This is a genomic window from Streptomyces durmitorensis, assembly GCF_023498005.1.
GTDB lineage: Bacteria > Actinomycetota > Actinomycetes > Streptomycetales > Streptomycetaceae > Streptomyces > Streptomyces durmitorensis.
In genome coordinates this window covers 4,468,474-4,493,378 of the sequence record NZ_CP097289.1, presented here as the reverse complement: position 1 = coordinate 4,493,378, position 24,905 = coordinate 4,468,474, and the positions used below count along the sequence as shown (strand labels likewise).

Annotated in this window: 24 protein-coding genes and 2 pseudogenes; 18 read left to right on the top strand and 8 right to left on the bottom strand. The window is 70.3% G+C overall.

The window, feature by feature from the left end; translation table 11 throughout:
* Positions 1-42 precede the first annotated feature (42 nt).
* A complete protein-coding gene (locus M4V62_RS20150) occupies positions 43-1,245 on the top strand; it encodes a DUF2786 domain-containing protein (protein ID WP_249588640.1) in 1,203 nt (400 codons plus the stop codon).
* Between the two features lie 480 nt (positions 1,246-1,725).
* The gene (locus tag M4V62_RS20145) at positions 1,726-4,026 is read left to right on the top strand and encodes an FUSC family protein (RefSeq protein ID WP_249588639.1); all 2,301 of its coding nucleotides are present in this window, start codon (positions 1,726-1,728) and stop codon (positions 4,024-4,026) included.
* Here M4V62_RS20145 and M4V62_RS20140 read toward each other — a convergent pair.
* The 3 genes from M4V62_RS20140 to rpmB form a co-directional block, all read right to left on the bottom strand.
* On the bottom strand, positions 4,017-4,514 hold the full coding sequence (locus M4V62_RS20140; RefSeq protein WP_249588638.1) for a hypothetical protein: 498 nt from the start codon (positions 4,512-4,514) through the stop codon (positions 4,017-4,019). The two genes, M4V62_RS20145 and M4V62_RS20140, sit on opposite strands and share 10 nt — an antisense overlap.
* Positions 4,515-4,606: 92 nt before the next feature.
* Positions 4,607-4,912, bottom strand: coding sequence for a 30S ribosomal protein S14 (gene rpsN, locus M4V62_RS20135; protein WP_249588637.1), 306 nt, complete (start codon positions 4,910-4,912; stop codon positions 4,607-4,609).
* Complete coding sequence (gene rpmB, locus M4V62_RS20130; RefSeq protein ID WP_249592911.1) at positions 4,912-5,148, bottom strand: 50S ribosomal protein L28; 237 nt, start codon at positions 5,146-5,148, stop codon at positions 4,912-4,914. Before rpmB ends, rpsN begins: the two co-directional genes overlap by 1 nt.
* Before the next feature lie 82 nt (positions 5,149-5,230).
* On the opposite strand from rpmB, the gene rpmG reads away from it, so the two are divergent.
* From rpmG to M4V62_RS20105, 5 genes and pseudogenes are all read left to right on the top strand, one after another.
* Entirely contained in the window at positions 5,231-5,395 is a 165-nt protein-coding gene (rpmG, locus tag M4V62_RS20125) for a 50S ribosomal protein L33 (protein ID WP_009719228.1), read from the top strand.
* A 5-nt stretch (positions 5,396-5,400) separates the two neighbouring features.
* Positions 5,401-5,655, top strand: a complete 255-nt coding sequence (locus tag M4V62_RS20120) for a type B 50S ribosomal protein L31 (protein WP_249588636.1) — start codon at positions 5,401-5,403, stop codon at positions 5,653-5,655.
* Between the two features lie 71 nt (positions 5,656-5,726).
* Positions 5,727-6,861: pseudogene (locus tag M4V62_RS20115) on the top strand (CobW family GTP-binding protein).
* The gene (gene rpsR, locus M4V62_RS20110) at positions 6,862-7,101 is read left to right on the top strand and encodes a 30S ribosomal protein S18 (RefSeq protein ID WP_249588635.1); all 240 of its coding nucleotides are present in this window, start codon (positions 6,862-6,864) and stop codon (positions 7,099-7,101) included.
* 386 nt (positions 7,102-7,487) lie between these two features.
* The gene (locus M4V62_RS20105; RefSeq protein ID WP_249588634.1) at positions 7,488-7,721 is read left to right on the top strand and encodes a DUF397 domain-containing protein; all 234 of its coding nucleotides are present in this window, start codon (positions 7,488-7,490) and stop codon (positions 7,719-7,721) included.
* A 56-nt stretch (positions 7,722-7,777) separates the two neighbouring features.
* Here the strand turns inward: M4V62_RS20105 and M4V62_RS20100 are convergent, their stop codons facing one another.
* The gene (locus M4V62_RS20100) at positions 7,778-8,263 is read right to left on the bottom strand and encodes an ATP-binding protein (RefSeq protein ID WP_249588633.1); all 486 of its coding nucleotides are present in this window, start codon (positions 8,261-8,263) and stop codon (positions 7,778-7,780) included.
* 330 nt (positions 8,264-8,593) lie between these two features.
* Between M4V62_RS20100 and M4V62_RS20095 the strand changes: the two genes are divergently transcribed.
* From M4V62_RS20095 to M4V62_RS20070, 6 genes are all read left to right on the top strand, one after another.
* Complete coding sequence (locus M4V62_RS20095; protein WP_249588632.1) at positions 8,594-9,457, top strand: helix-turn-helix domain-containing protein; 864 nt, start codon at positions 8,594-8,596, stop codon at positions 9,455-9,457.
* A gap of 57 nt (positions 9,458-9,514) precedes the next feature.
* Positions 9,515-10,975 carry an aldehyde dehydrogenase family protein gene (locus tag M4V62_RS20090; protein ID WP_249588631.1) on the top strand — a complete coding sequence of 487 codons (1,461 nt, stop codon included), beginning with the start codon at positions 9,515-9,517 and terminating at the stop codon, positions 10,973-10,975.
* Positions 10,976-11,147: 172 nt separating this feature from the next.
* On the top strand, positions 11,148-11,693 hold the full coding sequence (locus tag M4V62_RS20085; RefSeq protein WP_249588630.1) for a DinB family protein: 546 nt from the start codon (positions 11,148-11,150) through the stop codon (positions 11,691-11,693).
* A gap of 157 nt (positions 11,694-11,850) precedes the next feature.
* Positions 11,851-12,492 carry a PadR family transcriptional regulator gene (locus M4V62_RS20080; RefSeq protein WP_249588629.1) on the top strand — a complete coding sequence of 214 codons (642 nt, stop codon included), beginning with the start codon at positions 11,851-11,853 and terminating at the stop codon, positions 12,490-12,492.
* A gap of 120 nt (positions 12,493-12,612) precedes the next feature.
* Positions 12,613-13,587, top strand: coding sequence for an ATP-binding cassette domain-containing protein (locus tag M4V62_RS20075; RefSeq protein WP_249588628.1), 975 nt, complete (start codon positions 12,613-12,615; stop codon positions 13,585-13,587).
* A 74-nt stretch (positions 13,588-13,661) separates the two neighbouring features.
* Positions 13,662-14,411: an ABC transporter permease gene (locus tag M4V62_RS20070; RefSeq protein ID WP_249592910.1), complete on the top strand. Its 750-nt coding sequence runs from the start codon at positions 13,662-13,664 to the stop codon at positions 14,409-14,411.
* A 15-nt stretch (positions 14,412-14,426) separates the two neighbouring features.
* On the opposite strand, the gene gad is transcribed toward M4V62_RS20070, so the two are convergent.
* Positions 14,427-15,848, bottom strand: a complete 1,422-nt coding sequence (gad, locus tag M4V62_RS20065) for a glutamate decarboxylase (RefSeq protein WP_249588627.1) — start codon at positions 15,846-15,848, stop codon at positions 14,427-14,429.
* Positions 15,849-16,005: 157 nt separating this feature from the next.
* Here gad and M4V62_RS20060 point away from each other — a divergent pair, with 157 nt between their 5' ends.
* Positions 16,006-16,764 (top strand): MerR family transcriptional regulator, encoded by a 759-nt coding sequence (locus M4V62_RS20060; RefSeq protein ID WP_249588626.1) that lies wholly within the window; start codon positions 16,006-16,008, stop codon positions 16,762-16,764.
* 39 nt (positions 16,765-16,803) lie between these two features.
* Here the strand turns inward: M4V62_RS20060 and M4V62_RS20055 are convergent.
* Positions 16,804-17,210 (bottom strand): annotated as a pseudogene (locus tag M4V62_RS20055) (YbjQ family protein).
* Positions 17,211-17,346: 136 nt separating this feature from the next.
* Here M4V62_RS20055 and M4V62_RS20050 point away from each other — a divergent pair.
* Positions 17,347-18,039, top strand: coding sequence for a DedA family protein (locus tag M4V62_RS20050; protein WP_249588625.1), 693 nt, complete (start codon positions 17,347-17,349; stop codon positions 18,037-18,039).
* 55 nt (positions 18,040-18,094) lie between these two features.
* On the opposite strand, the gene M4V62_RS20045 is transcribed toward M4V62_RS20050, so the two are convergent.
* Entirely contained in the window at positions 18,095-19,774 is a 1,680-nt protein-coding gene (locus M4V62_RS20045) for a threonine/serine exporter family protein (RefSeq protein WP_425575124.1), read from the bottom strand.
* 129 nt (positions 19,775-19,903) lie between these two features.
* Positions 19,904-20,392, bottom strand: coding sequence for an inorganic diphosphatase (locus M4V62_RS20040; protein WP_135330561.1), 489 nt, complete (start codon positions 20,390-20,392; stop codon positions 19,904-19,906).
* A gap of 85 nt (positions 20,393-20,477) precedes the next feature.
* Between M4V62_RS20040 and dacB the strand changes: the two genes are divergently transcribed.
* The 3 genes from dacB (at position 20,478) to tilS (ending at position 24,901) form a co-directional block, all read left to right on the top strand.
* Positions 20,478-22,073 (top strand): D-alanyl-D-alanine carboxypeptidase/D-alanyl-D-alanine endopeptidase, encoded by a 1,596-nt coding sequence (dacB, locus tag M4V62_RS20035; RefSeq protein ID WP_425575123.1) that lies wholly within the window; start codon positions 20,478-20,480, stop codon positions 22,071-22,073.
* Between the two features lie 356 nt (positions 22,074-22,429).
* Positions 22,430-23,548, top strand: a complete 1,119-nt coding sequence (locus M4V62_RS20030) for a zinc-dependent metalloprotease (RefSeq protein WP_249588623.1) — start codon at positions 22,430-22,432, stop codon at positions 23,546-23,548.
* A gap of 243 nt (positions 23,549-23,791) precedes the next feature.
* The gene (gene tilS, locus M4V62_RS20025) at positions 23,792-24,901 is read left to right on the top strand and encodes a tRNA lysidine(34) synthetase TilS (RefSeq protein ID WP_249588622.1); all 1,110 of its coding nucleotides are present in this window, start codon (positions 23,792-23,794) and stop codon (positions 24,899-24,901) included.
* The last annotated feature ends 4 nt before the right edge of the window (positions 24,902-24,905 follow it).

Here is a 24,905-nt window from a genome sequence, read left to right as displayed (position 1 = left end):
TGGGGGGCGTCCTGGGGGTATGGCCAGCCATACCCTTGACGCATGGATGATCAGGCCACCGAGGCCACCGAGGCCACCGAGGCCACCGAGGCGATCGACAAGGCGTTCGCGGCAGCGCTGTACGCGGACGGCGTCGAGGGCCTCGACACCGGCGCCTCCCTCCTGGCGGCCGCCCCCGAGGCCGACGCGGAACTGTGGTGCAGGGGCGAGGAGCTGGTGCGCCGCGCATGGGAGCGGGGCTGGCAGCCGGCGGACGTCCTGCGCATGGTCGCCCGCGCCCAGGACGACACCGCCCACGGCACCGACCGTACCCACCAGACGCAGCTGGCCGCCGAGCTGATCACCACGGAGACCAGGCGGTACGGCGACACACTCCCGCCCCGCTGGCAGGCGCAGCTGGCCGAGCTCGCCCCTCACGACAGCCCCAGATCCGACCGCTTCTCCCAGGCCACCACCACCCTCGCCCTCTACCGCCTCCTCCTGCGCCTCCCCGCGATCGAGCCGGTGGGCCCCGCCCCCGGAACCCCGCTCCACGCGCCCCTGCCTCCCGGCCACGAAGAGCCCCGCATCCTCACCCGCATCCGCGCCCTCCTGGCCAAGGCCGAGGCGACCGGATTCCCCGAGGAGGCGGAGGCGCTCACCGCCAAGGCGCAGGAGCTGATGGCCAGGCACACCATCGACGAGGCCCTGCTCGCGTCCCGCACCCACGCCAAGGACACTCCCGGCGCCTGCCGTATCGGCGTGGATGCCCCGTACGAGACGGCGAAGGCGATCCTCCTGGACGCGGTGGCCACCGCGAACCGCTGCCGCGCGGTGTGGAACGAGGCGTACGGATTCTCGACCGTCGTCGGCTTCGAACCCGACCTGGAAGTGGTCGAACTCCTCCACACGTCCCTCCTCGTGCAGGGGACGGCGGCGATGACGAAGGCGGAGGCGGGGCAGCGGGCGGGCGGCCGGAAGCGTACGAAGACGTTCCGTCAGGCGTTCCTGCTGGCCTACGCGAACCGCCTGGGCGCGCGCCTCGCCGCGGCGGCGCAGGACGTCACCGTGGAGTCGCCGGACGCGGGGGAGCTGCTGCCCGTCCTGGCCGCGCGGGACGTGGCCGTCACGTCCCACACCGGGCGGATGTTTCCGGAGACCACCACCACCCGGGTGCGGGGCGCGACGGATCTCGAAGGCTGGGCCCATGGGACGGCGGCGGCGGACGAGGCGCAGGTGGCCCCCGGCCGGCGTCGTCTCCCCTAGGCGGCAGGGTGGGCGGCGCCGCCCCCTGCCCACTCGTTCACCCCGGATCCGCCCCTGGCCGAACGAGCCTCTCCCACCCACCCGCCCGGCACTCCGGATCCGTCCCTGGCCGAACGAGCCTCTCCCACCCGCCCGCCCGGCACCCCGCATCCACCCCTGGACGAACGAGCCTTTCCCGCCCACCCGCCCGATTGCCCCGCATCCGCCCCTGCGCGAACGATTGCTCGCAGACGGCAGCGCTCCTGAGGGGACGTGCCGGTATGTCCGCACGGAGCACGGTTCGCCGGACTCCCTCGCCGGAGCAGCAACTCGGTCACCGGACGATAGCGAGTACGGACATACCGGCGCGGCCCCGTCCCCACCGGCGACCCCGCCCCGTCCCCACCGGCGACCCCGCCCCGCCCCCACCGGCGACCCCGCCCCGCAAACGGCACCCTCGCCACGGACAGACAAGACCGATATGCCCCGTATCATCACAGAGTGACCTGGCTTCGGGCGCTGAAGGAGACCACCCGCTCGGGGTTGACCGTCGAGCGGAAGCGCCTCGAACCCCTCATCGCCCTCCGTGGCGCCGCCGGCCTAGCGATCATCATCGGCGTCAGCCTCACCCTCTTCGGCCCAGCCGTAGCCGCAAGCTCCGCCTTCGGTGCCTTCCAGGCAGCCATCGCCACCTTCCAGCGCAGCTGGCGCCCCCGCCCGGAACTGGCCCTGGCCTCCGGCACGAGCCTCGCCATCTCCACCTTCCTCGGCTACCTCACCGGCTCCCACACCCTCCTCTTCCTCGCCCTCCTCTCCCTCTGGACCTTCCTCTCGGGCCTGAGCTGGGCCGCGGGCCCGACCATCGGCATCATCGCCTCCTCCAACGTCGCGATCATGCTGGTCACGGTCACCCTCCCCGGCTCCCTCGCCGCCGCGGCCGGCCACGCCGCGATGATGGTGGTGGGCGGCGCGGTCCAGGCCGCGCTCGTCGTCCTGTTCCCCGTACGCAGATGGGGCGCCCACCGAGACGCCCTCGCCGACGCCCTGGCGGCCGAGGCCGACTACGCCCGCCGCCTCCGCCACGACCCCCATGCCGACTTCGACCCCGAACCCCTGATGGCGGCCCGCGACGCGGCGACCGTCACCCCGCGCCAGGCCCGCACCCGCCCCGCCGAACTCCACGGCGCCCGCGGCCTCGCGGAACGCATCCGCCCGGTACTCGCATCCCTGGCCGACCCGGCGGTCGGCGTCCCCGAAGAGGGCCCCGAACGCGACCGCGTACGCGAGATCCTGGCCGCTGCGGGCGCCATCCTGGACGCGGCGGCCAGGGCGATCCGCCAGGGCGAGCCGGTCAAGATCCCGCCCGCGGCCGTGGCCACTCTCCGGACCCCGGACACCGGAGCCATCCTCACGGGCCCGGCCCAAAGAGCGGCGAAGCGCCTGGCGGCCCTGCTCCGCGACGTGGTCGAAACAGCAGGCAGACCCCCGGACAAGGCACCCCCACCCACCCCCACCCCCGCCCCCGACGGATCCCCAACCTCAACCCCAACGCCCAGCCCACCCCCAACGCCCACCCCCCTCCTACGCCCCACCTTCCCCGCCCTGCTCCCCGCAGCCCTGCGCGCCATAAGGACCGAACTCCGCCGCCGCCACGAATCCCCGATCACCCGCCACGCGATCCGCGTCACCGCGGTGGCCGCCGCCGGCTACCTCCTGGGCACCTGGCTCCCCCTCGGACACGGCTACTGGGCCCCCATGGCCTCCGTGATGGTGATGCGCCCGGACTTCTCGCAGACCTACTCCCGCGCGGTGGCCCGCTTCGGCGGCACCCTCGTCGGCGTCGCCCTGGCCACGGGCCTGGTGCAACTGGCGCACCCCGACACCGAGCTCTCCGCGGCACTCGCCGTACTCAGCGCCGGAATGATGTATCTGCTCATGCGCACGGGCCAGGTCGCCGCCCAGGCCTGCGTCGCCTCGTACGTCGTGTTCCTGCTCGGCATGGGCGGCGAGCAGTGGACGCAGACGGTGCCGGAACGCGTCGTCCTCACGCTCCTCGGCGGTGTCCTCGCGATGATCGCGTACGCCGTGTATCCGGCCTGGGAGACCCCGCGCCTGCGCAACCGCCTCGCCGACTGGCTGACCGCGGACGGCCGCTACGCCGCAGCCGTCGTCAGCCGCTACGCCGACCCCACGGGCAGCAACTGCCCGGACGTCCGCGAGGCGCTCCTCGCCGCTCGCGACGCCCGCATCGCCTGGCAGGAAGCCGCGGCCCGTGCCAAGAACGAACCGGTGCGCCACCGCGGCCTCTCCCGCGCCGCGGCAGCCGACGCCGAGGAGACCCTCGCCCAACTCGGCCGCGTGGCGATGCTGATGGAGGCCCACCTCCCGGACCGCGACGCGACCCCCGTCCCCGCGGCCGACCGCCTCGCCCAGGCCCTGCGCAAGTCGACCGAGGCAGGCGCGAAGGCCGTACGCGAACGCCGCGTCCCGAAGTGGGAGGCCGTGCGCAAGGCCCTCGACGAGTGGGACGGCGAGGGAGTACCCGACCGGGTCGTACGCAGAGGAGCGAGCCTCCTCCTCGCGACCCTCGAGGAACTGTCGGACGCCCTGGACACGGCGCCGCCGCCCATGCTGGTGGACGGCACAGAAACAGCCACACAAACAGACCAGGAAGACCAAAAAGACCAGCAAGGCCAAAAAGGCCAAAAAGACCAGCAAGACCAGAAAGACAGCGGGCCGCAGAACCCCGAACAAGGTCCCACGGCCCGCCAGCCGCCGATCAGATCAGAGACTCAGGACTGAGGAATCCCCGCCGTAGGCAGGCCCTCGGGCAGCTTCCCGCCCTTGGTCCTCGTGAACTGGTCCTGCCCCGCGCCCTGCCAAGAGACCGTCATCGACGTGCCGTTGACCGACTCGACCGTGCCCTCGGTCCGGGCCGAGTCGCCCTTGGCGCACTTGAGCTTGATCGCGTCGCCGGCGGCGGTCCCACTGCACAGGACGTTCTCACCGAGCAGCGTGGCCTGCTTCCCGGCGATGACCAGCGCGAGCGGATTCCCGTCGGCGGTGGCGACCCAGCTGCCCTCGGAGCTGCCGTCCTCGCCGCCCTCGTCCGGCGCATCGGACCCGCCGGAGGAACCCGCCGAGCCGGAGTCCGAGCCCGCGCTCGATCCCTTGTCCTTGTCCTTGCCCGTGTCCTCACCGTCGCCGCCGTCACTGCTGCAACCGGTCAGGACAAGGGCGGCGACAAGACCCGCCGCCGCGGCACCGATACGTACGTTCCGGACGTGCATCCGCACTGAAGTCCCCCTACATGACGGTCAAATCAGGTCAGTGAGCCGCGTCACCTCAGTGAGTCGATCACCTCGGTGAATCGCGCGCCAAGCTACCAGGACGACTTGCGCACCCCGGGCAGGAATCCGGCGTGCGCTTGGTCACGCAGTTTCACCCTGGAGAGGCCGAACTTCCCCACGTAACCGCGCGGACGGCCGTCGACGCTGTCCCGGTTGCGTACGCGCGTCGCGCTCGCGTCCCGCGGCTGTCGCGCCAACTCCTCCTGGGCGGCGCGCCGTTCGGCGTCACCCGTGCCGGGGCGGCGGACGATCTCCTTCAGCTCGGCCCGCCGCACGGCGTACCGCGCGACGATCTCGCGCCGCTTCTCGTTCTTCGCGATCTTGCTCTTCTTGGCCATCAGACCCTCACCCCACGTGCACGGATCCTGGCGACGGCGGCCTCGATGCCGATGGCGTCGACGGTCTTGATGCCCTTGGCGCTGAGCCGCAGCCGTACGTAGCGGCCCTCGCTCGGCAGCCAGTAGCGCTTGCGCTGGACGTTGATGTCGAACCGGCGTGACGTGCGCCGGTGGGAGTGGGAGATCTGGTTGCCGAAGCCCGGCGTGGCGCCGGTCAGCTGGCAGTGGGCGGACAAGGTGACGCACCTCTCGGTCATGGGGAAGAGAACCCCTGCGGAACCGTTTTGAAAACGGGATTCATTTTCATACACTAGCGCCATGGCCCGCAACGAACTCCGCCCGATCATCAAGCTCCGGTCCACGGCCGGCACCGGCTACACGTACGTGACCCGCAAGAACCGCCGTAACGACCCCGACCGCATGACGCTGCGCAAGTACGACCCGGTCGTCGGGCGTCACGTCGATTTCCGAGAGGAGCGCTGACCGCCATGCGCAAGGACATCCACCCGCCGTACGGCCCCGTCGTCTTCCGCGACAAGTCCGCCGGCTTCGCCTTCCTCACCGGCTCCACCGCGACCAGCGAGAAGACGGTCGAGTGGGAGGACGGGCGCACCTATCCCGTCATCGACGTCGAGGTCTCCTCCGCGAGCCACCCCTTCTACACGGGGACGGCCAAGGTCCTGGACACCGCGGGCCGCGTCGAGCGCTTCGAGCGCCGCTACAGCGCGCGACGAGCGCGATGAACCGCGACCCCGGCCCGGGTTCCGGCCCGGGCCCCGACCCCGACCCCCGCCCTCACCCCCGCCCCCTGCCCATGGACGTCACCATCGTCGGCGGACTGCACTCCGACGCCCGCAAGCAGGCCGTCGAGCGGCTCCTCACCGCTGTCCCGGGGAGCGTGGCGCTCCACCACGACCTGGCGACGGCCGTGCACGGCACGGTCGTACGTACGGTGCGCGACGCCACCGGAGTGCTCTCCACCGGTGAGGCGTCGCTGGTCAACGACTGTGCGTGCTGCGCCCTGCGCGAGGATCTGGTGCCCGAGCTCGAACGGCTCGCGGACTCCGGCCTCACACGGCTCGCGGTCGTCGAGCTGTGGGACTCCGTCGAGCCCAAGGCGATGGCCGAGGTGATCACGGCGCACGCGCACGAGGGGCTGCGGCTGAGCGGCGTGATCACGGCCGTCGACCCGGCCCTGCTCCTGCCCTACCTCGGCAACGGCGACGACCTCATGGAGGCCGGGCTCGCCGCGGCCGCCACGGATCAGCGCACGGTCGCCGACACCTGGGCCCGCCAGCTCGAGTACGCCCCCGTGCTCGCCGTCGCGGAGTCCGCCGACGCCGACGACGAGGACCGCGCGCTGCTCGCCCAGCTCCACCCGACCGCCCGCCAGGTCCCGATCAGCGGTCATGGGGACCTGGCGGGTGCCGCGCTCGCCGGATTCGACGTCGAGGCCGCGGCCGCGGCCCAGCACCCCTCCTGCGCGCTGCTGCCGACCGACGCCGACGAGGGGGGGGGTCGCCACCCTCGTATGGCACCGGGACAGGCCCTTCCACCCGGAGCGGCTCTACCAGGCACTGGAGGACCTGACCTGCGCGGCGGCCCGCAGCCGCGGCAGGTTCTGGCTGGCCGACCACCCGGACACGCTGCTCGGCTGGGACGCGGCGGGCGGTGCGCTGTGCGTGGAGAGCGCGGGGCCCTGGCTGGCCTCGCTGCCGGACGCCGCGTGGGAGATGGTGCCGCCGGTGCGTCGTGCCGCGGCCGCTCTCGACTGGCATCCGGAGCACGGCGACTGCTGCCAGCACCTGGTGTTCACGTCGCCGGGCCTGGACCGCGAGGGTCTCGAAGAGGTCCTGGAGTCCTGCCTGTTGACCGACGAGGAGTACGCCGCGGGGCGCGACGCCTGGAAACACCTGCCACCCGCCTTCGACACCCTCCTGGAGGTCTGAATGTCCCCCCGCAAGCCGTCCGCCCACGTCCAGAAGCCCCGCCCCAACCCCCTGGACCAGGCGAAGATCACGTACATCGACTACAAGGACACGGATCTGCTCCGCAAGTTCATCTCGGACCGGGGAAAGATCCGCTCCCGGCGGGTCACCCGGGTCTCCGCACAGCAGCAGCGGCTGCTGGCCCGCGCGATCAAGAACGCCCGCGAGATGGCGTTGCTGCCGTACGGATCCCCGCGCTGAGCTGGGCCGACGCCGCGCGGCGGATCCTTGCCGCGACCCACCCGAGCACCCCGCAGCAAGCCCGCAGGACGTGCCCCGCGATCACCTCGCGGGGCACGTCCTGTTTCTCGTCGTGCGGGCGTGGGCCGGACCATTACACGGAACGTGGAACACCTGGGGCGCGGCGCGCGTCTGTTCCTAGTACACGGCGTTCGCAGGCCGTCTAGTACACGGCATTCGCATGCCGTGCGGGGTCTTGGGAAGGTGCTGACAGAGCTGTAACCAAGGGAACACCCCGCGTGCACGTGCATCTGCCCATGCATCGGCATGTGAACACAGCTATGATCCGGGACAGTTGACCACTGCATCTAGAGCCACATCAGGCACTGCACCACCGGGGAGCGACTGTGCACCACGTGTTTAACGGCATGGCTGCCACGGAGCTTCACGGGGTGGTCTGGCAGAAGAGCAGGCACAGCAACTCGCAGGGCGCGTGCGTGGAGTTCGCGAAACTGCCGGGCGGCGACGTCGCCGTACGCAACTCGCGGTTCCCCGACGGCCCGGCGCTCGTCTACACGCGCGCCGAGATCGAGGCGATGCTGCTCGGGATGAAGGACGGGGACTTCGACCACCTCATATAGGTGGTCGGCCCCGCTACTGGGACGGGCGGTCGGCCCGCCACTGGGTTGCTTGAGCCCTACGCCAGCTGGAACAGCGCCCACACGACCTTGCCGCGCAGCGCGCCCGCGAGCGGGTGCCAGCCCCAGCTGTCGCTGAACGAGTCCACCAGGAACAGGCCGCGGCCCGACTCGGCCGAGAAGTCGTCGTCGGTCTCGCGCGCGACCGGACTGTCGTCACTGGGGTCGCGCACCGCGCACACCAGGCGCGAGGTCCAGCGCATCAAGTGCAGCCGCACGGGCGGCCCGTGGTCGCGCGGGGTGTCGGACGGCAGCGCGTGTCTCAGGGCGTTGGTGACCAACTCGGACACGACCAGGGCGGTGTCGTCGAAGCGCTCTTCCAGTTCCCACTGACACAGCGTCTTGCGGGTGAACTGCCGCGCGCTGCCCACCGCTTCGTAGCGGGCGGGCAGGGAGCAGGACGCAGCGCTCGAGACCGCTGAGGGGTCGAGTGGGGGAAGCCCCTGCCGTAACGGCTCGAGCATGGTCGATCCATTCGTCCCCATGCGAGGCACTCCCCGGTTTCGCGGTACATAGCGATGGAGCGGTGGTGCGGTCGGTACAACGACGCTGCGAACGCATCGGTACAGCTCGGCCCGATGCATATACAGCGGTGGCGCGCGGACCATGGTTCCGAATGCGTACAGCAGATGCAAGGGCAGATGCACGTGCACGCGCCGGACTTGCTCGTTCCCGTGCCACTTCTTGCCCATTTCTTCCTACGACTTCTTGTGGAGGACTTCCGAAGGCTTTCCGTTTCTGTAACCGAACGAGTACGGCCTGAAGCGTTTAATGGCAGACTGCTGGCTTCCAAGTGATGGGGAGGATTGAGCGAAGTGACCGCAGGGGAGTCGAGCGGCTCGGTCGTACGGCGCATGCTCCTTGGCTCGCAACTGAGGCGCCTGAGGGAATCGCGCGGCATCACCCGTGAAGCGGCCGGCTACTCGATCCGAGCCTCCGAATCGAAGATCAGCCGCATGGAGTTGGGACGGGTGAGCTTCAAGTCCAGGGACGTCGAGGACCTGTTGACGCTGTACGGCGTCACCGACGAGGTCGAGCGTGTCGCACTGCTCTCACTCGCCAAAGAGGCCAACCTCGCGGGCTGGTGGCACAGTTACTCGGATGTCCTGCCGGGCTGGTTCCAGACGTACGTGGGGCTCGAAGGCGCCGCATCGCTCATCCGCGTGTACGAAGTCCAGTTCGTCAACGGCCTGTTGCAGACCGAGGCGTACGCCCACGCGGTCGTCGCGCGCGGCATGAAGGGCGCGAGCAAGGCGGACATCGAGCGCCGCGTCGCCCTGCGCCTCGAACGCCAGAAGCTGCTCATCTCCGAGCGCGCTCCCCGCTTCCACTGCGTGCTCGACGAGGCCGCGCTCCGACGCCCGTACGGAGACCGGGAAGTGATGCGTGGTCAGATCCAGCACCTGATCGACATTTCCGAACGGCCGAATGTCACCCTTCAGGTCATGCCGTTCAGTTTCGGTGGGCACTCGGGCGAGAGCGGAGCGTTCACCATGCTGCGCTTCCCGGAGTCGGACCTCTCGGACGTCGTGTACGTGGAGCAGCTGACGGGAGCCCTGTACCTCGACAAGCCGGAGGAAGTCGGCCAGTACGAGCGGGTGGTCGGCGAGCTGCAGAGCGACAGCCCCAATCCGGCCGATAGTCGCGACCTTCTCCGTGGTCTGCTCCAACTCACGTGACCCATCAGTAGGATGACGTGAAATCAGTTGACTGCACAGTCTGCGTCTAGGGGTCTCATGTCGTCCTTCTTCACTGACCTGGCTCACCAGTACATAGACGGTGAGTGGAAGGCCGGTTCCGGCTCCTGGGACATCATCGACTTCAATCCGTACAACGGGGAGAAGCTCGCGTCGATCACCGTGGCGACGGCCGACGAGGTGGACCAGGCCTACCGAGCGGCCGAGCGCGCCCAGAAGGCGTGGGGGGCGACCAACCCCTATGCCCGGCGTGCCGTCTTCGAGCGTGCCCTGCGCATCGTCGAGGACCGTGAGGAAGAGATATCCGACGCGATCGTGGCCGAACTGGGCGGCACCCGGCTCAAGGCCGCCTTCGAGATCCACCTCACCAAGGAGTTCCTGCGCGAGGCCGTCCACGTCGCGCTGCAGCCCGAGGGCCGCATCCTGCCGTCGCCGGACGACACCAAGGAGAACCGCCTCTACCGCGTCCCGGTCGGCGTGGTCGGTGTCATCAGCCCCTTCAACTTCCCGCTCCTGCTCTCCCTCAAGACGGTCGCCCCGGCGCTCGCCCTGGGCAACGCGGTGGTGCTCAAGCCGCACCAGAACACGCCCGTGATGGGCGGCAGCTTCCTCGCGAAGCTCTTCGAGGAGGCGGGTCTTCCGGCCGGCGTCCTGAACGTGGTGATCACCGACATCGCCGAGATCGGTGACGCGTTCATCGAGCACCCGGTCCCGAGCGTCATCTCCTTCACCGGCTCGGACCGCGTGGGCCGCCACGTCGGCACGGTCTGCGCCGCGAACTTCAAGCGCTCGATCCTGGAGCTCGGCGGCAACAGCGCCCTGGTCGTCCTGGACGACGCGGACATCGACTACGCCGTGGACGCGGCGGTCTTCAGCCGCTTCGTGCACCAGGGGCAGGTCTGCATGGCCGCCAACCGCATCCTCGTGGACCGCTCCCTGGAGGCGGAGTTCACCGAGAGGTTCGTCGCCAAGGTCGCGTCCCTGAAGGTCGGCGACCCGGCGGACCCGTCGACCCACATCGGCCCGCTGATCAACTCCTCGCAGGCGGACGCGGTGACGAAGACCGTCGACCAGGCGGTGGCGGCGGGCGCCAAGGCGCTCCTGCACGGCAGCACGGACGGCAACCTGGTGGCGCCCACCGTCCTCACGGACCTGGCGGCCGACGCCCCGGTCCTGCGGCAGGAGGTCTTCGGCCCGGTGGCGCTCCTCGTGCCCTTCGACGGCGAGGAAGAGGCCGTACGGATCGCCAACGACACCCCCTACGGGCTCAGCGGCGCCGTCCACACGGCCGACGTCGAGCGCGGCGTGCGGTTCGCGCAGCGGATCAACAGCGGCATGTTCCACGTGAACGACGGCACCGTGCACGACGAGCCGATCGTGCCCTTCGGCGGCGAGAAGCACTCGGGCGTTGGGCGCCTCAACGGCGAGTCGACGGTGGACGCGTTCACCACGCAGCAGTGGATCTCGGTGCAGCACGGACGCTCCCGCTTCCCGTTCTGAGCCCTCCTGGACCCCTCTGGACCCCTCTGGGCCCCTCTGAGCCCTTCTGAGGCTCCATCCCGTACGTCATGAACTCACGGACCCTTGCGGACAGAACCTGACCGCAAGGGTCCGTAACGTCAGTGGTGTCGGAAAGCCCGGCAGGCTCCACAGGCTCGGAGAGGCGGACCCCATGGTCACCCACGTCAACGCAGAGGCCCCCGGTGACGAGCGCGGCGCGCTGCTCGCCTTCCTCGACGCCGAGCGCGGCGGCATCCGGCGGGCCCTGCTCGGCCTGACCGACGAGCAGGCGGCCACCAGGCCGAGCGCCAGCGAGCTCTCGCTCTCCGGGCTGCTCAAGCATGTCGCGGAGGTCGAGGAGGGCTGGATCTCGCGGGCGAAGGGCGTCGCCCCCGCGATCGAGCGCACCGAGGCGAACTGGGACGAGTGCTTTTGCCTGATCGAGGGCGAGACGGTCGAGTCGGTGCTCGCGTACTGGGGTCAAGTCGCCGAGCGCACCGAGGAGTTCATCCGCTCCCTGCCCACGCTCGACGCGACCTTCGCGCTCCCCGACGAGCCGTGGTTCCCGAAGGAGGACGTGTCGATGCGGTGGGTGCTGCTCCGCCTGATCACCGAGATGTCCCGGCACTCGGGCCACGCCGACATCATCCGCGAGACGCTCGACGGCAGGACGGCCTTCGAGCTGGTGGCCCAGGAGCGCGGCGAGAGCTGGGGCTAAGGCTCCTCGGTGAGGTGCGCGGCCATCTCCGCCCGGCGGCGGCCGCGTGGTCCTCCTTGGACTCGCCGAGCTCGCGGCAGGGGAACAAGGGGATCATTGTCTCGGCCATGCCGCTACTCTAATCAAAGTTGATTAGAAGCGAGAAGGAGGTGGCCCGATGTCGGCGATCCGACTGCTGGTCCTCGGCGCCGTCCGTCAGCACGGGCGGGCCCACGGCTATCAGGTGCGCAACGACCTGGAGTACTGGGGCGCCCATGAGTGGTCCAACGCCAAGCCCGGCTCGATCTACCACGCCCTGAAGCAGATGGCCAAGCAGGGCCTGCTGCTCGCGCACGAGATCGCCCCGTCGACGGCGGGCGGCCCGCCCCGCACGGAGTACGAGATCACGGAGGCGGGCACCGAGGAGTTCCTGAACCTGCTCCGGTCCAACCTCGTCTCGTACGACCAGCGCCCCGACATGCTCTCGGCGGCCCTCGGCTTCATCGTCGACCTGCCCCGCGACGAGGCGGTCGATCTGCTCAGGCAGCGGGTGCGGGGCATCGAGGACTGGCGCAGATCCGTCACGGAGTACTACACCCCCGAGGACGGCCCGGAGCAGCTCGGGCACATCGGCGAGATCATGAACCTCTGGGTCCACACGGCCGACGGCGGCGTGGAGTGGACGCGCGGCCTGATCAAGCGGATCGAGGGCGGTGCGTACACGTTCGCGGGGGAGGGTGAGCCGTTCGTGGGCATCCTCGGTGAGGGCGAGGAGAACCCGTTCGCGTCCGGGGAGACGCACGCGGAGGACGATCGCTGAGCGGTGCCGGGGGTGGCCGCTGATCAAGTTTGACTAATTGCAGATTCGGGGATACCTTCCTTCGCGTTGAGTCCGTAGTCAAGTTTGACTACGGGGTGGCGCGGACTCGGAGGGAGACGGATGACGGACGCGATCGTCGTCGAGGGCGCACGGAAGCGGTACGGGGAGAAGCGGGCCCTTGACGGCCTGGACCTGGCGGTCGGGCGCGGCACGGTGCACGGCGTGCTCGGCCCGAACGGCGCGGGCAAGACCACGGCGGTGCGGGTGCTCGCCACGCTGCTGCGGGCGGACGAGGGCCGGGTGGAGGTCGCCGGGTACGACGTGCGCAGGCAGCCGGACGAGGTGCGCAGGCGCATCGGCCTGCTCGGCCAGCACGCGGCCCTGGACGAGGAGTTGAGCGGCCGGCAGAACCTGGACATGTTCGGGCGGCTCTACCACCTGGGCGCCCGGCGCGCGGGCGTGCGGGCCGACGAGCTCCTGGAGCGCTTCGGGCTCGGGGACACGGGCCGCAAGGCGGTCAAGCAGTACAGCGGCGGCATGCGGCGCCGCCTGGACCTCGCGGCCTCGCTCATCACGGAGCCCGAGGTGTTGTTCCTGGACGAGCCGACCACGGGCCTGGACCCGCGGGGCCGCACGGAGGTCTGGGACGCGGTGCGCTCGCTGGTCGACGGCGGTACGACGGTGCTGCTGACCACGCAGTACCTCGAAGAGGCGGACCAGCTCGCCCACCGCATCTCGGTGATCGACCGGGGCCGGGTCATCGCGGACGGCACGGCGGACGAGCTGAAGACCAGGACGGGCGGCGACCGGATCGACGTGGTGGTGCGGGACGCGGCCCAACTGGAGCTCGCCGCACGGCTGCTGCCCGGCGACGCCACCCTTGACGCGGACCGGCGCCTTGCCAGCGCGCCGGTGGTGGACCGGATGGCGGCGCTCACCGGGGTCGTGCAGGCCCTGCGGGAGGCCGGGGTCGAGGCGGAGGACATCGCGGTGCGCAGGCCGACGCTCGACGAGGTCTTCCTGCGCCTGACGGGCCCCGCGGAGGACCGGACAGGCCGTGCCGATCACCAGGAACGTACGAAGGAGGCCGTGTGAGCACGACGACGATCAGCCGCACTCCGGCGGCGAGCGGCGCGCCCGTCAGGTGGGCGGCGATCGACTCCTGGACCATGACGCGGCGCGAACTCGCCCACTGGGCAAGGCAGCCGGTGCAGGTGCTCGTCGGCCTGGTCTTCCCGGTGATGTTCCTGCTGATGTTCAACTTCCTGATCGGCGGCGGGAAGGGCATCGCGGGCACCTACGCCGAGTTCCTCGTGCCCGGCATGTTCGCGCTCACCATGACCTTCGGCCTGGACGCGACGATGGTCGCCGTCACGCAGGACCTGAACAAGGGGGTGATCGACCGTTTCCGTGCCATGCCGATGACCAACGGGGCGGTCCTGGTGGGGCGTTCGGTCGCGGACATGCTGCAGTCGCTCGTCTCGCTGATCGTCATGATCGGCGTCGGCCTCGTGATCGGCTGGCGGTGGCACGGCTCGTTCGGCGCGGTGCTCGGGGCCGTCGGGCTGTTGCTCCTGCTGCGGTTCGCGATGCTGTGGATCGGCATCCACCTGGCGATGGTCGCGGGCAGGCCGGAGCTGGTCATGGCTGTGCAGATCCTGGTCTGGCCGGTCGGCTTCCTCTCCAACGCCTTCACGGTCCCGCAGAACATGCCCGGCTGGCTCGGCGCGACCGTGGAGTGGAACCCGATGTCGGCGACGGCCACGGCGGTGCGCGACCTGTTCGGCAACGACCCCGGGGTGGTGGGCACTTCGTGGGCCGCCGAGCACGCGGGGCTGATGGCCGTGGTGTGGCCCCTGGTGCTCGTGGGGGTGTTCATGCCGCTCGCGGTGCGCAGGTTCGGGGCGCTCAGTAAGTAATGACGCCGTGCGGGCCTAGTGGTGGAACCCGGTGGCCGCGTCCCTGTCCCGCGTGAAGGGGTGTGGCTGCTCCCGCAGTTCGGGCACCAGGCTGCTCAGATCGGCCAGGAAGAGCTCCGCGAGGTCGGCCGTGAAGCCGTTGCGGCAGACCACGCGGAGCACCGCCAGATCCTCGCGGTGGGCCGGGAAGGTGTACGCGGGGACCAGCCAGCCGCGCTCGCGAAGCCGCCGGGACACGTCGAAGACGTCGTACGCCTTCACGTCGTCCCGCGTCGTGAAGGCGAACACCGGCAGCTGGTCGCCGCGGGTGATCAGCCGGAAGTCGCCGAGCGCCTCGACGCGGTCCGCGAGGCCGCGGGCGACGTCCCTGGCGGCCTGCTGGACGGCGCGGTAGCCCTCGCGGCCCAGGCGCAGGAACGTGTAGTACTGCGCGACGACCTGCGCACCCGGCCGGGAGAAGTTCAGCGCGAAGGTCGGCATGTCACCGCCGAGGTAGTTCACCCGGAACACCAGCTCCTCCGGCAGCGAGTCCGCGTCCCGCCACAGCGCCCAGCCGACGCCCGGATAGACCAGGCCGTACTTGTGGCCCGACGTGTTGATCGACGCCACCCTCGGGAGGCGGAAGTCCCACTCCAGGTCCTCGTCGATGAAGGGCGCCACCATCGCGCCGGACGCGCCGTCGACGTGCACGGGGATGTCGAGCCCGGTGCGCTCCTGGAGGTCGTCGAGGGCCGCGCAGAGCTCGGCCACCGGCTCGTACGACCCGTCGAAGGTGGAGCCGAGCACCGCCACGACGCCGATCGTGTTCTCGTCGCAGAGCTCGGCGGCGGCCACCGGGTCGAGGTGGTACCGGTCGCCCTCCATGGGGACCTGGCGCGCCTCGACCTCCCAGAAGTTGCAGAACTTGTCCCAGCAGACCTGGACGTTGACGCCCATGACGAGGTTGGGGCGTGCGGTGGGGGAGGGGTAGCGGTCGCTGTTCTTCTTGGCCCAGCGGCGCTTGAGCGCCATCCCGGCGAGCATGCACGCCTCGCTGGACCCGGTCGTCGAGCAGCCGACGGCGCCCGAGGGATCCGGCGCCCGCCACAGGTCGGCGAGCATGGCCACGCAGCGCCGCTCCAGCTCGGCGGTGTGCGGGTACTCGTCCTTGTCGATCATGTTCTTGTCCGTGCACTCGGCCATGAGGACGCCGGCCTGCGGCTCCATCCACGTCGTGACGAAGGTGGCGAGGTTGAGGCGTGAGTTGCCGTCCAGCATCAGCTCGTCGTGCACCAATTGGTACGCCGTCGTGGGCGGCAGCGGCCCGTCGGGGAGGCGGTGCTTGGGCGGTGCCTCGGTCATGCCGCTGACCGGGTTGGCCTCTCCGTAGAAGGGGTTCACCGAGAGGGCGCGCTTCTTGGGGTCGCCCTTCGGGTCCTCGCTGTGATGGAGCGGCATGAGCGGTCTCCTCGGGGCTGAGGTTCTCTGTCCCCGTACGGGGCTTTCATGTCCCTGCTGGCGAGGATATGGGCGGCGGCCGGGCTCTGCACTTGCACCTCACGTGGCGTGAGGATTCAGGCTGAAACGCGTACCGAGAGAGAGGCGGGAGCCAGCCATGAGCTACTCCGTGGGACAGGTCGCCGGTTTCGCCGGAGTGACGGTGCGCACGCTGCACCACTACGACGAGATCGGCCTGCTCGTGCCCAGCGAGCGCAGCCACGCGGGCCACCGGCGCTACGGCGACGCCGACCTGGACCGGCTGCAGCAGGTCCTGTTCTACCGGGAGCTCGGCTTCCCCCTCGACCAGGTGGCGGCACTCCTGGACGACCCGGACACGGACCCGCGCGCGCACCTGCGCCGCCAGCACGAGCTGCTGACCGCCCGGATCACCAGGCTCCAGGAGATGGCCGCCGCCGTCGAGACCGCGATGGAGGCACGGAAGATGGGCATCAACCTCACACCCGAGGAGAAGTTCGAGGTCTTCGGGGACAAGGATCCCGAGGAGCACGCGCAGGAGGCGCAGGAGCGCTGGGGCGGCACGGACGCCTATGCCGAGTCGCAGCGGCGGGCCGCCCGCTACACCAAGGACGACTGGAAACGCATGCAGGCCGAGGTCGCCGACTGGGGAGAGCGCTACGACGCCCTCATGGCGGCCGGCGAGGCGGCGACGGGCGAGCGGGCCGTGGCCATGGCCGAGGAACACCGGCAGCACATCACCAAGTGGTTCTACGAGTGCACCTTCGAGATCCACCAGGGCCTCGCCGAGATGTACGTGTCCGACGAGCGGTTCAAGGAGTTCTACGACTCCATGCGGCCGGGTCTCGCCGAGCACCTGAGGGACGCGATCCGGGCCAACGCCGCACGGCAGCAGTGACCGCGTAAGGGGCTTCCGCCGTGGCGGAAGCCCCTTACGTCAGCTCTCCTGGACGATCACCACCGCTGTCCCGTACGCGCACACCTCCGTGCCCACGTCCGCGGCCTCGGTGACGTCGAAGCGCATCATCAGGACCGCGTTGGCGCCCCGCGCGCGAGCCTGCTCGATGAGGCGCTCCATGGCCTGGTTCCGGGTTTCCACCAGCGTCTTCGTGAGGCCCTTCAGCTCGCCGCCGATCATGGACTTGAGGCCCGCGCCGATCTGGCTGCCCAGGTGGCGATTGGGGCCTCCCCTGCTCGAGCGCAGCCGAGAGCTTGGGGAAGCACGGTGAGGCCGAAGACCTCACCGATAACCTGTTGTACGCGGTACCCCGGTACGTCGTTCGTCGTCACGACCAGTACGTCGGAGTGCGGGTCGGTGCCACCGCCGAAATCTTCGATACCCATGGCACACAGCTTTGTCTCAGATCACGCACAGTGCACCCTGGGAAGGGCAGTGGAACCTGGGCACGTCACCTCGCGTTGATAGCTTTGGGCGGCCGTCCCCGCCGCATCGCCCTCTCACCCTCAGGAGCCCGGAACCGTGACGACGCTTGCGCTCGGACCAAGCTGGCTGGACCCGGATTACCTCCTGAACACGTTCGGGGTCTGGGGTCTGCTCGCGATCGTCTTCGCCGAGTCCGGCCTGCTCATCGGCTTCTTCCTGCCGGGTGACTCGCTGCTGTTCACGACGGGTCTGCTGATCACGACGAAGCAGCTGGACTTCCCGCTCTGGCTCTGTGTCGTCCTCATCTGCATCGCCGCGATCCTCGGCGACCAGGCGGGCTATCTCTTCGGCAAGAAGGTCGGCCCCTCGCTCTTCAACCGCCCGGACTCCAAGCTGTTCAAGCAGGAGAACGTGGTCAAGGCGCACGACTTCTTCGAGAAGTACGGCCCGAAGTCCCTGGTCCTGGCCCGCTTCGTGCCCATCGTGCGCACGTTCACGCCGATCATCGCGGGCGTCAGCGGCATGCGGTACCGCTCGTTCATCACGTTCAACATCATCGGCGGCATCCTGTGGGGTGCGGGCGTGACGCTGCTCGGCGCATGGCTGGGCAACATCGACTTCGTGCACAAGAACATCGAGGCGATCCTCATCCTGATCGTCCTGATCTCGGTGGTGCCGATCGTCATCGAGTTCCTGCGGGCGCGCAGCAAGTCCAAGAAGACGGCCGCGGCCGAGGGCGACGCCCCCGGGCCGGCCCCGGCACCGCGCGGCCGGCACGCCAAGCGGTAGCGAGCCCGTACGGCGCCGAACGAATCTGTAAGGCGCCGAACGATCCTGTACGGCGTCAGAAGCCGCGCGTCCGCTTGGCCGCGCGGCGGTTGGCCGCCGTGGTCGCGCCCGGGATCTTGAGGATCATGCGGGAGACCTCGCTGCCCAGGTTCACGCCGATCGCGATGGCCAGGGCCGTCGCCGCCGCCTTGGTGAGCGAGTTGATGCCCGTGTTCATGTCGTTCTGGGCGAGGGCCAGCAGACCGAAGTACGTCGCGCTGCCGGGCAGCAGCGGGCCGATGGCCGCGGTGACGTACGGCAGCGAAGAGGCGAAGCGGTAGCGCGAGAAGAGCTGCCCGAACAGGCCCACGAGCCCGGCCGCGATGGCCGTCGCCGCCACCGGCGAGAGATCGATCGACGTCTGGGCGAGGGCCCCGAACATGACCCAGGCGATACCGCCGTTGAGGGTCACGATCAGCACGGTGTGACGTTCCTGCTGGAGCAGTATCGCGAAGGCGAGACTCAGCGCCATCGACGCCAGGATCTGGATCACCGGGCGCGAGTCGACCGCCACGAACGCCGTCTCCGCCTTCAGGCTCGTCGCGTCCAGCATCACGCCGAGCGACAGCACGAGCAGGACGCCGACGACGATGCCCACGACGAGATAGCAGACCTCCAGGAGGCGGGCGGCCGCGGTGATGTAGTAGCCGGTCAGGCCGTCCTGAACGCCCGCCACCAGGGCTCTTCCCGGGATCAGCGCGAAGAGACCACCCGTGATCACCGCGGACGCGTTGACCTCCTGGGAGTGCAGGACGCTCAGCGTGACGCCCATCGCGGCGGGCGGCATCGCGGCCCCCACGAACTGGTAGAACTCCGGAAGCCCGCGGCCCGCGCACAGCCAGGCGAGACGGTCGCCGAGCATCGCGCCGAAGGCGGCGACCAGGAAGACCAGGGCGCCACCGCCGACGAGCACGGAGGCCGAGCCCGCGAGCAGCCCGCTGGCCGCGGTGAGTGCCCAGCCGGGGTAGGGGTGGCGGTTACGGCGGATCCCCGCGAGGCGGCGGTAGGCCTCCTCCAGAGAGACGTCGATGTCCGTGTCGCTGATGTCGTCCACCAGATGGAAGACGGCCGCGAGACGGGTGTAGTCGGTGCCACGGCGGCGCACGGTCCTCGATGCCGTGACCGGGTCGTCCACCAGGGACGGCTGGTGCGAGATCGAGAGCAGCGTGAACGTCACGGTCGGCTCGCAGCGGTCGAGGCCGTAGCTGCGGCAGACGGCGAACATCGCCGCCTCCACGTCCTCGGCGCCCTCGCCGCCGGCGAGCAGCAGCTCGCCGATACGCAGCGTCAGGTCGAGCACGCGCGGCACGGCGGGCCCTGCCTCGTCCTCGTGCTTCTGCGAGGCCTCCGGAGTGGGCCGCTCGGCGACCGGCATGCGCAGCATCGTGCGCATCTGGTCCTGCCAGGGCGTCTCCTTGGTGAGCTTCACCAGGGGTATGCCGTGCGGGGGCGTGAAGGCGGGAGGCGCGGTGCGCGAGCTGTAGGTGTGCGGCGTGGTGAACGCCGACTTCTCGGTCTCCTGCGTCGTCGACGCCGACGCGAGGTTCGGCAGACCCGTCGGGATCGCGAACTCCGAGGTCGTCTGCGACTCGTCCTCGGGTGCCGGTGGCTGCGGCATCACGCCGGTGGGCTGAGTGAACGCACTCCGAGCCTCATCCGACTGTGGCTTTCGGTCTTCGGCCTCCTGGTCAGCCACTTCTACTGCCTCGCTCCCACATACGAACCCTGCGCACCTCCAGTACGAACAGTATGCGCACAGATACGCGAACGGGCCGCGCGGTCTTCGTGAAGATCGCGCGGCCCGTCAGCGTCGGGGGAGGGGCACTCAGTGACCCTGCGCCTCCGCGCGCTTGTACGACTTCTCGATCTCGGCCTCGGCGTCCGCGCGGCCGACCCAGTCGGCGCCCTCGACGGACTTGCCGGGCTCCAGGTCCTTGTAGACCTCGAAGAAGTGCTGGATCTCCAGGCGGTCGAACTCGGAGACGTGGTGGATGTCGCGCAGGTGCTCCACGCGGGGGTCCGACGCCGGGACGCAGAGCAGCTTGTCGTCGCCGCCCGCCTCGTCGGTCATCCGGAACATGCCGATCGCGCGGCACTTGATGAGGCAGCCCGGGAAGGTCGGCTCGTCCAGGATGACGAGGGCGTCCAGCGGGTCACCGTCCTCGCCGAGGGTGTTCTCGACGAAGCCGTAGTCCGCGGGGTAGCTGGTCGACGTGAAGAGGCGACGGTCCAAGCGGATCCGGCCGGTCTCGTGGTCCACCTCGTACTTGTTCCGCGAACCCTTCGGAATCTCGATGGTGACGTCGAACTCCACGGGTGGCTCCTCCATGATCAGCACATACTTCGGGTGGTTAAGTGTCCCTCACGCAGATGTGTGATCGCGAAAGGGGCTGGTCGTCGTGCCCGAGCTCAAGCCTTGGCAGAAGACCTGGCAGCAGGTTCGGAGGCTGGCGGGGCAGCTCCCCAAGCCTCCGGCTCCCAAGATCCCTGCCGCTCTCAGAGCTCCTGCGAAGCTCAAGACCTGGCAGCTCACGGCGGGTGCCGCCACCGTAGGACTCGCTGTCGCGGCCGGTGCGGTGGCCGCGGCCGGCCCCTGGGACTCCTCCGGTCAGCGTACGGCCGAGCGGGACTGGGCGGCCTCTCAGGAGGCCGGGGGTGGCACAGATCACGGAGGTCGTACGTCCGGACGGGCGCCGGCGGCCGCCCCGAGCGCACCTTCCGTGCTCAGAGGGCTCGGCGCACCCGTGGGGTCCGCGCACGGCGGCTCCGCGCCGGCTCCGGACGGCAAGGCGCTCGCGGGCGTCCTCGACCCGCTTCTGAAGGACAAGGCGCTCGGTCCCGAGCGCTCGGCGGTCGTCATCGACGCGGGCACCGGGCGGCGGGTCTACGGCAAGGGTGGCGGGGACGCCCTGACGCCCGCGTCCACCACCAAGATCGCCACCGCGGTGGCGGCGCTGACCTCGGCGGGGGCCGACCACCGCATCACCACGAAGACGGTCATCGAGCCGGACTCCAAGGACGTCGTCCTGGTGGGAGGCGGCGACCCCACGCTCACGGCTCGCAAGGACGGCCCGTACTCGGACAGCGCCGCGAGCCTGCGCGAACTGGCTCAGGACACCGCGCGCGCCCTGAAGGACCGCGGCACGGACAAGGTGAACCTGTCGTACGACACCTCCCTCTACACGGGGGAGGAGCAGCACCCCATCGGCCCGAACGAGAACCTCACGCTGGTCAGCGCCCTGATGGCCGACGAGGGCCGCCTCGACGACTCCTCCAGCGGGCCGGCCCCGCGCTCGGGGGATCCGGCGGGCGACGCGGCGAAGAAGTTCGCGGAGCTCCTGGAGGAACAGGGCATTGAGACGGGCGCGGACGCGGGTGCCAAGGGCAAGAAGGACGAGAGAGACCCCGGCCCGTCCAAGGCGAGCGACCGGGCCGAGTCCCTCGCCAAGGTCGAGTCGGCGCCGCTGTCCGCGCTGGTCGAGCGGATGCTGACGCACAGCGACAACGACATCGCGGAGGCGCTCGCCCGGCAGACGGCGCTCGCCTCGAAGGAGCCGGCCAGCTTCGACGGCGCGGACAGAGCGATCAACGCCCAACTGAAGAAGTCCCAACTCCCCCTCAAGGGAACGAAGTTCGCGGACGGCAGCGGCCTGGACCGGGCCGACCGCAGCTCGGCCGAACTGCTCTCCGCACTCCTGGCCCGCGCCGCCGACCCGGCCCACCCCGAACTGCGCTCGGTCGTGACGGGCCTGCCGGTGGCCGGCTTCACGGGCACACTGGTCGACCGCTACCCCAAGGACTCCCCGGGCACGGGCGTAGTACGCGCCAAGACCGGCACCCTGACGGGCGTGAACACCCTGGCGGGCACGGTCGTGGACACGGACGGCCGCCTCCTGGTCTTCGCCTTCATGACAACAGGCACGACGGGCCCCAAGGCGGCACAGGGGGCACTCGACCGGATGGCTTCGGCGGTGGCGACGTGTGGGTGCCGGTGATGACGGGCTGGGTGGTGTGACCCTTACGAGCCCGGAGTGGGGCAGTCGCGGGGCTCGGCGCCTTCTGGGGGTGGGGTCGGTCAGGTGCTGGTGGTGCATGGGGAGCATCGGTGGTGCGGAGATGGTCGACTGGCTGTGTTTTCCCGGGGGCAACCCCCGGACCCCCGGCCGGTGGGGTGGTGTCTCGTCCGTCGTCGCGTCGCCGGACCGGCGGTAGCGGCGGTAGTGGCAGTCGCGGTGGTTTCGGTGGTTTCGGGGGGAGCAATTCCTTCCCGTTGGCCCCTAGGGGCCCGGAGTGGGGCAATCTCGGGGCTCAACCCCCTCCGCAGGCGGAGTCGACCACGTACCGTTGACGCATGACGAGCATCGGTGGTGCGGAGATGGTCGACTGGAATCTCGCGGTGGCGACCGCGACCCGGCTCGTCCGGCCGGGTCCAGAAGTGAGCCGGGACGAGGCGCGGGCCATCGTCGCCGAGCTCCGGAAGCATGCGAAGTCCTCGGAGGAACATGTCCGTTCCTTCACCCGGATGGGCACGGAGGACATCCACGACACCCCGGTGCTCGTGGTCGACCGGGCCGGGTGGATCCGGGCCAACGTCGCCGGGTTCCGGGAGATCCTCAAGCCCCTCCTGGACAAGATGCAGGACCGGCGCAGCGGCCCAGGCGGCGCCGTGCTCGGCGCGGTCGGCGGCAAGGTCACGGGCGTCGAGCTCGGGATGCTGCTCTCCTTCCTCGCCTCCCGCGTCCTCGGGCAGTACGAGACCTTCGCCCCGGCCACCCGCGACCTCCCGGCGGGCGAGCACGGCGGCGGCAGGCTCCTGCTCGTGGCGCCGAACATCGTGCACGTCGAGCGCGAACTCGACGTGGACCCCCATGACTTCAGGCTCTGGGTCTGCCTGCACGAGGAGACGCACCGCACGCAGTTCTCCGCCGTGCCCTGGCTGCGGGACCACTTGGAGGGGGAGATCCAGTCATTCCTCTCCGAGACCGAGGTCGACCCCATGACGGTCCTCGAGCGCATCAGGGAAGCCGCCCAGTCCCTCGCAGGCGGCCGCCCCGAGGGCGAGGAGGACGACGGGGGCCGCTCCATCGTGGAGCTGGTGCAGACCCCCGCCCAGCGCGAGATCCTCGGCCGGCTGACAGCCGTCATGTCGCTCCTCGAAGGCCATGCGGACTTCGTGATGGACGGAGTCGGGCCGGACGTGGTGCCCTCCGTCAACGAGATCCGGGAGAAGTTCCAGCAGCGCAGGGCGCGCGGGGCGAGCCGCCTTGACCAGGCCCTGCGCAAGCTGCTCGGCCTCGACGCGAAATTGCGCCAATACCGCGACGGCGAGCGTTTCGTGCGCGCGGTCGTCGGCGAGGTCGGTATGGACGGCTTCAACCGGGTCTGGACTTCGCCGAACACGCTGCCCACCAAGTCGGAGATCGCCAAACCGGCGGACTGGGTCGCGCGGGTGCACCGTAAGGGAGAGTGAGGGCAGTAGGGGAGCGAGTTGCGGCCGATGGCAGGCGAACGCCCCCGCAATCACCCGTCCGAGGGACCGTGAGCCATGGGTAGGCGTGCAATGCTCGGGGAACGGCTCGGCTCTGTCACCATCGACACACTCTGAGTGACTAACCTCGTGAGGTCTGACTGAGGCCCGATCTCCCGAGTGGTGGTCCTGAGTGACAGTGACAGGTCCGAGGCTCACCCCCGAACTTCATGAAGGGAACCGGACATGGGTCCCCATCCTGCGGTCGCGGCGATACGCCTGGCGGTCCGCCGCGTACTCCACGACGTACTGACCGACGTACAGCGCACCGACGCCCAGCGCGCCGACCTACGGCGCCCCGAAGCACAGCGCACCCCCGAGCACGTCCCCCCGCGCCCCGCTCACCCCCACCCTCCACGCGAGCAGGCCACGACGCCACTCGTCCTTGTCGCGTGCTCAGGCGGCGCCGACTCCATGGCCCTCGCCTCCGCCCTCGCCTTCGAGGCGCCCAAGCTCGGCATCCGCGCCGGCGGCGTCACCGTCGACCACGGACTGCAGGACGGGTCCGATCTGCGCGCCGCCGAGGTCGTCGCGCGGCTCACCGCCCTCGGCCTCGACCCCATCGAGTCCGTCGCCGTCGACGTGGGCCGGGACGGCGGCCCCGAGGCCGCGGCCCGCGACGCGAGGTACGGCGCGCTCGACGCGGTGGCCGACCGCCACGGCGCCGCCGCGATCCTGCTCGGCCACACCCGCGACGACCAGGCGGAGACCGTCCTGCTCGGGCTCGCCCGCGGCTCCGGCATCCGTTCCCTGTCCGGGATGGCGGCCGTGTCCGGCGGCCCGGGGGCCGACCGCCGCTACCGCCGCCCCTTCCTGCACATCGACCGGCAGACCGCCCGCAAGGCCTGCATGGTCCAGTCGCTGCCCGTCTGGGACGACCCGCACAACACCGACCCCGCCTACACCCGCTCGCGGCTGCGGCACGAAGGTCTGCCAGCCCTGGAGAAGGCGCTCGGCAAGGGCGTCGTGGAAGCACTCGCCCGTACGGCCCAGTTGTCCCGGGATGACGCCGACGCCTTGGACCACTGGGCCGCACAGGCGGAAGCTTCCGTGCGCGACGCCGCCGGGCTCCTGGAGTGCGCCAAGCTCTACGCCCTGCCGCCCGCCGTACGCCGCCGCATCGTGCGCCGCGCGGCCATCGAGGCGGGCGCCCCGGCCGGTGCGCTGTTCGCCCGGCACCTCGAAGAGGTGGACCGGCTGATCACGGGATGGCGCGGCCAGGGAGCCATCAATCTCCCGGGCAAAGTCGTCGCTCAGCGCCAGGGTGGCAGACTGGTGATCCGGCAAGGCTGTTGACCGA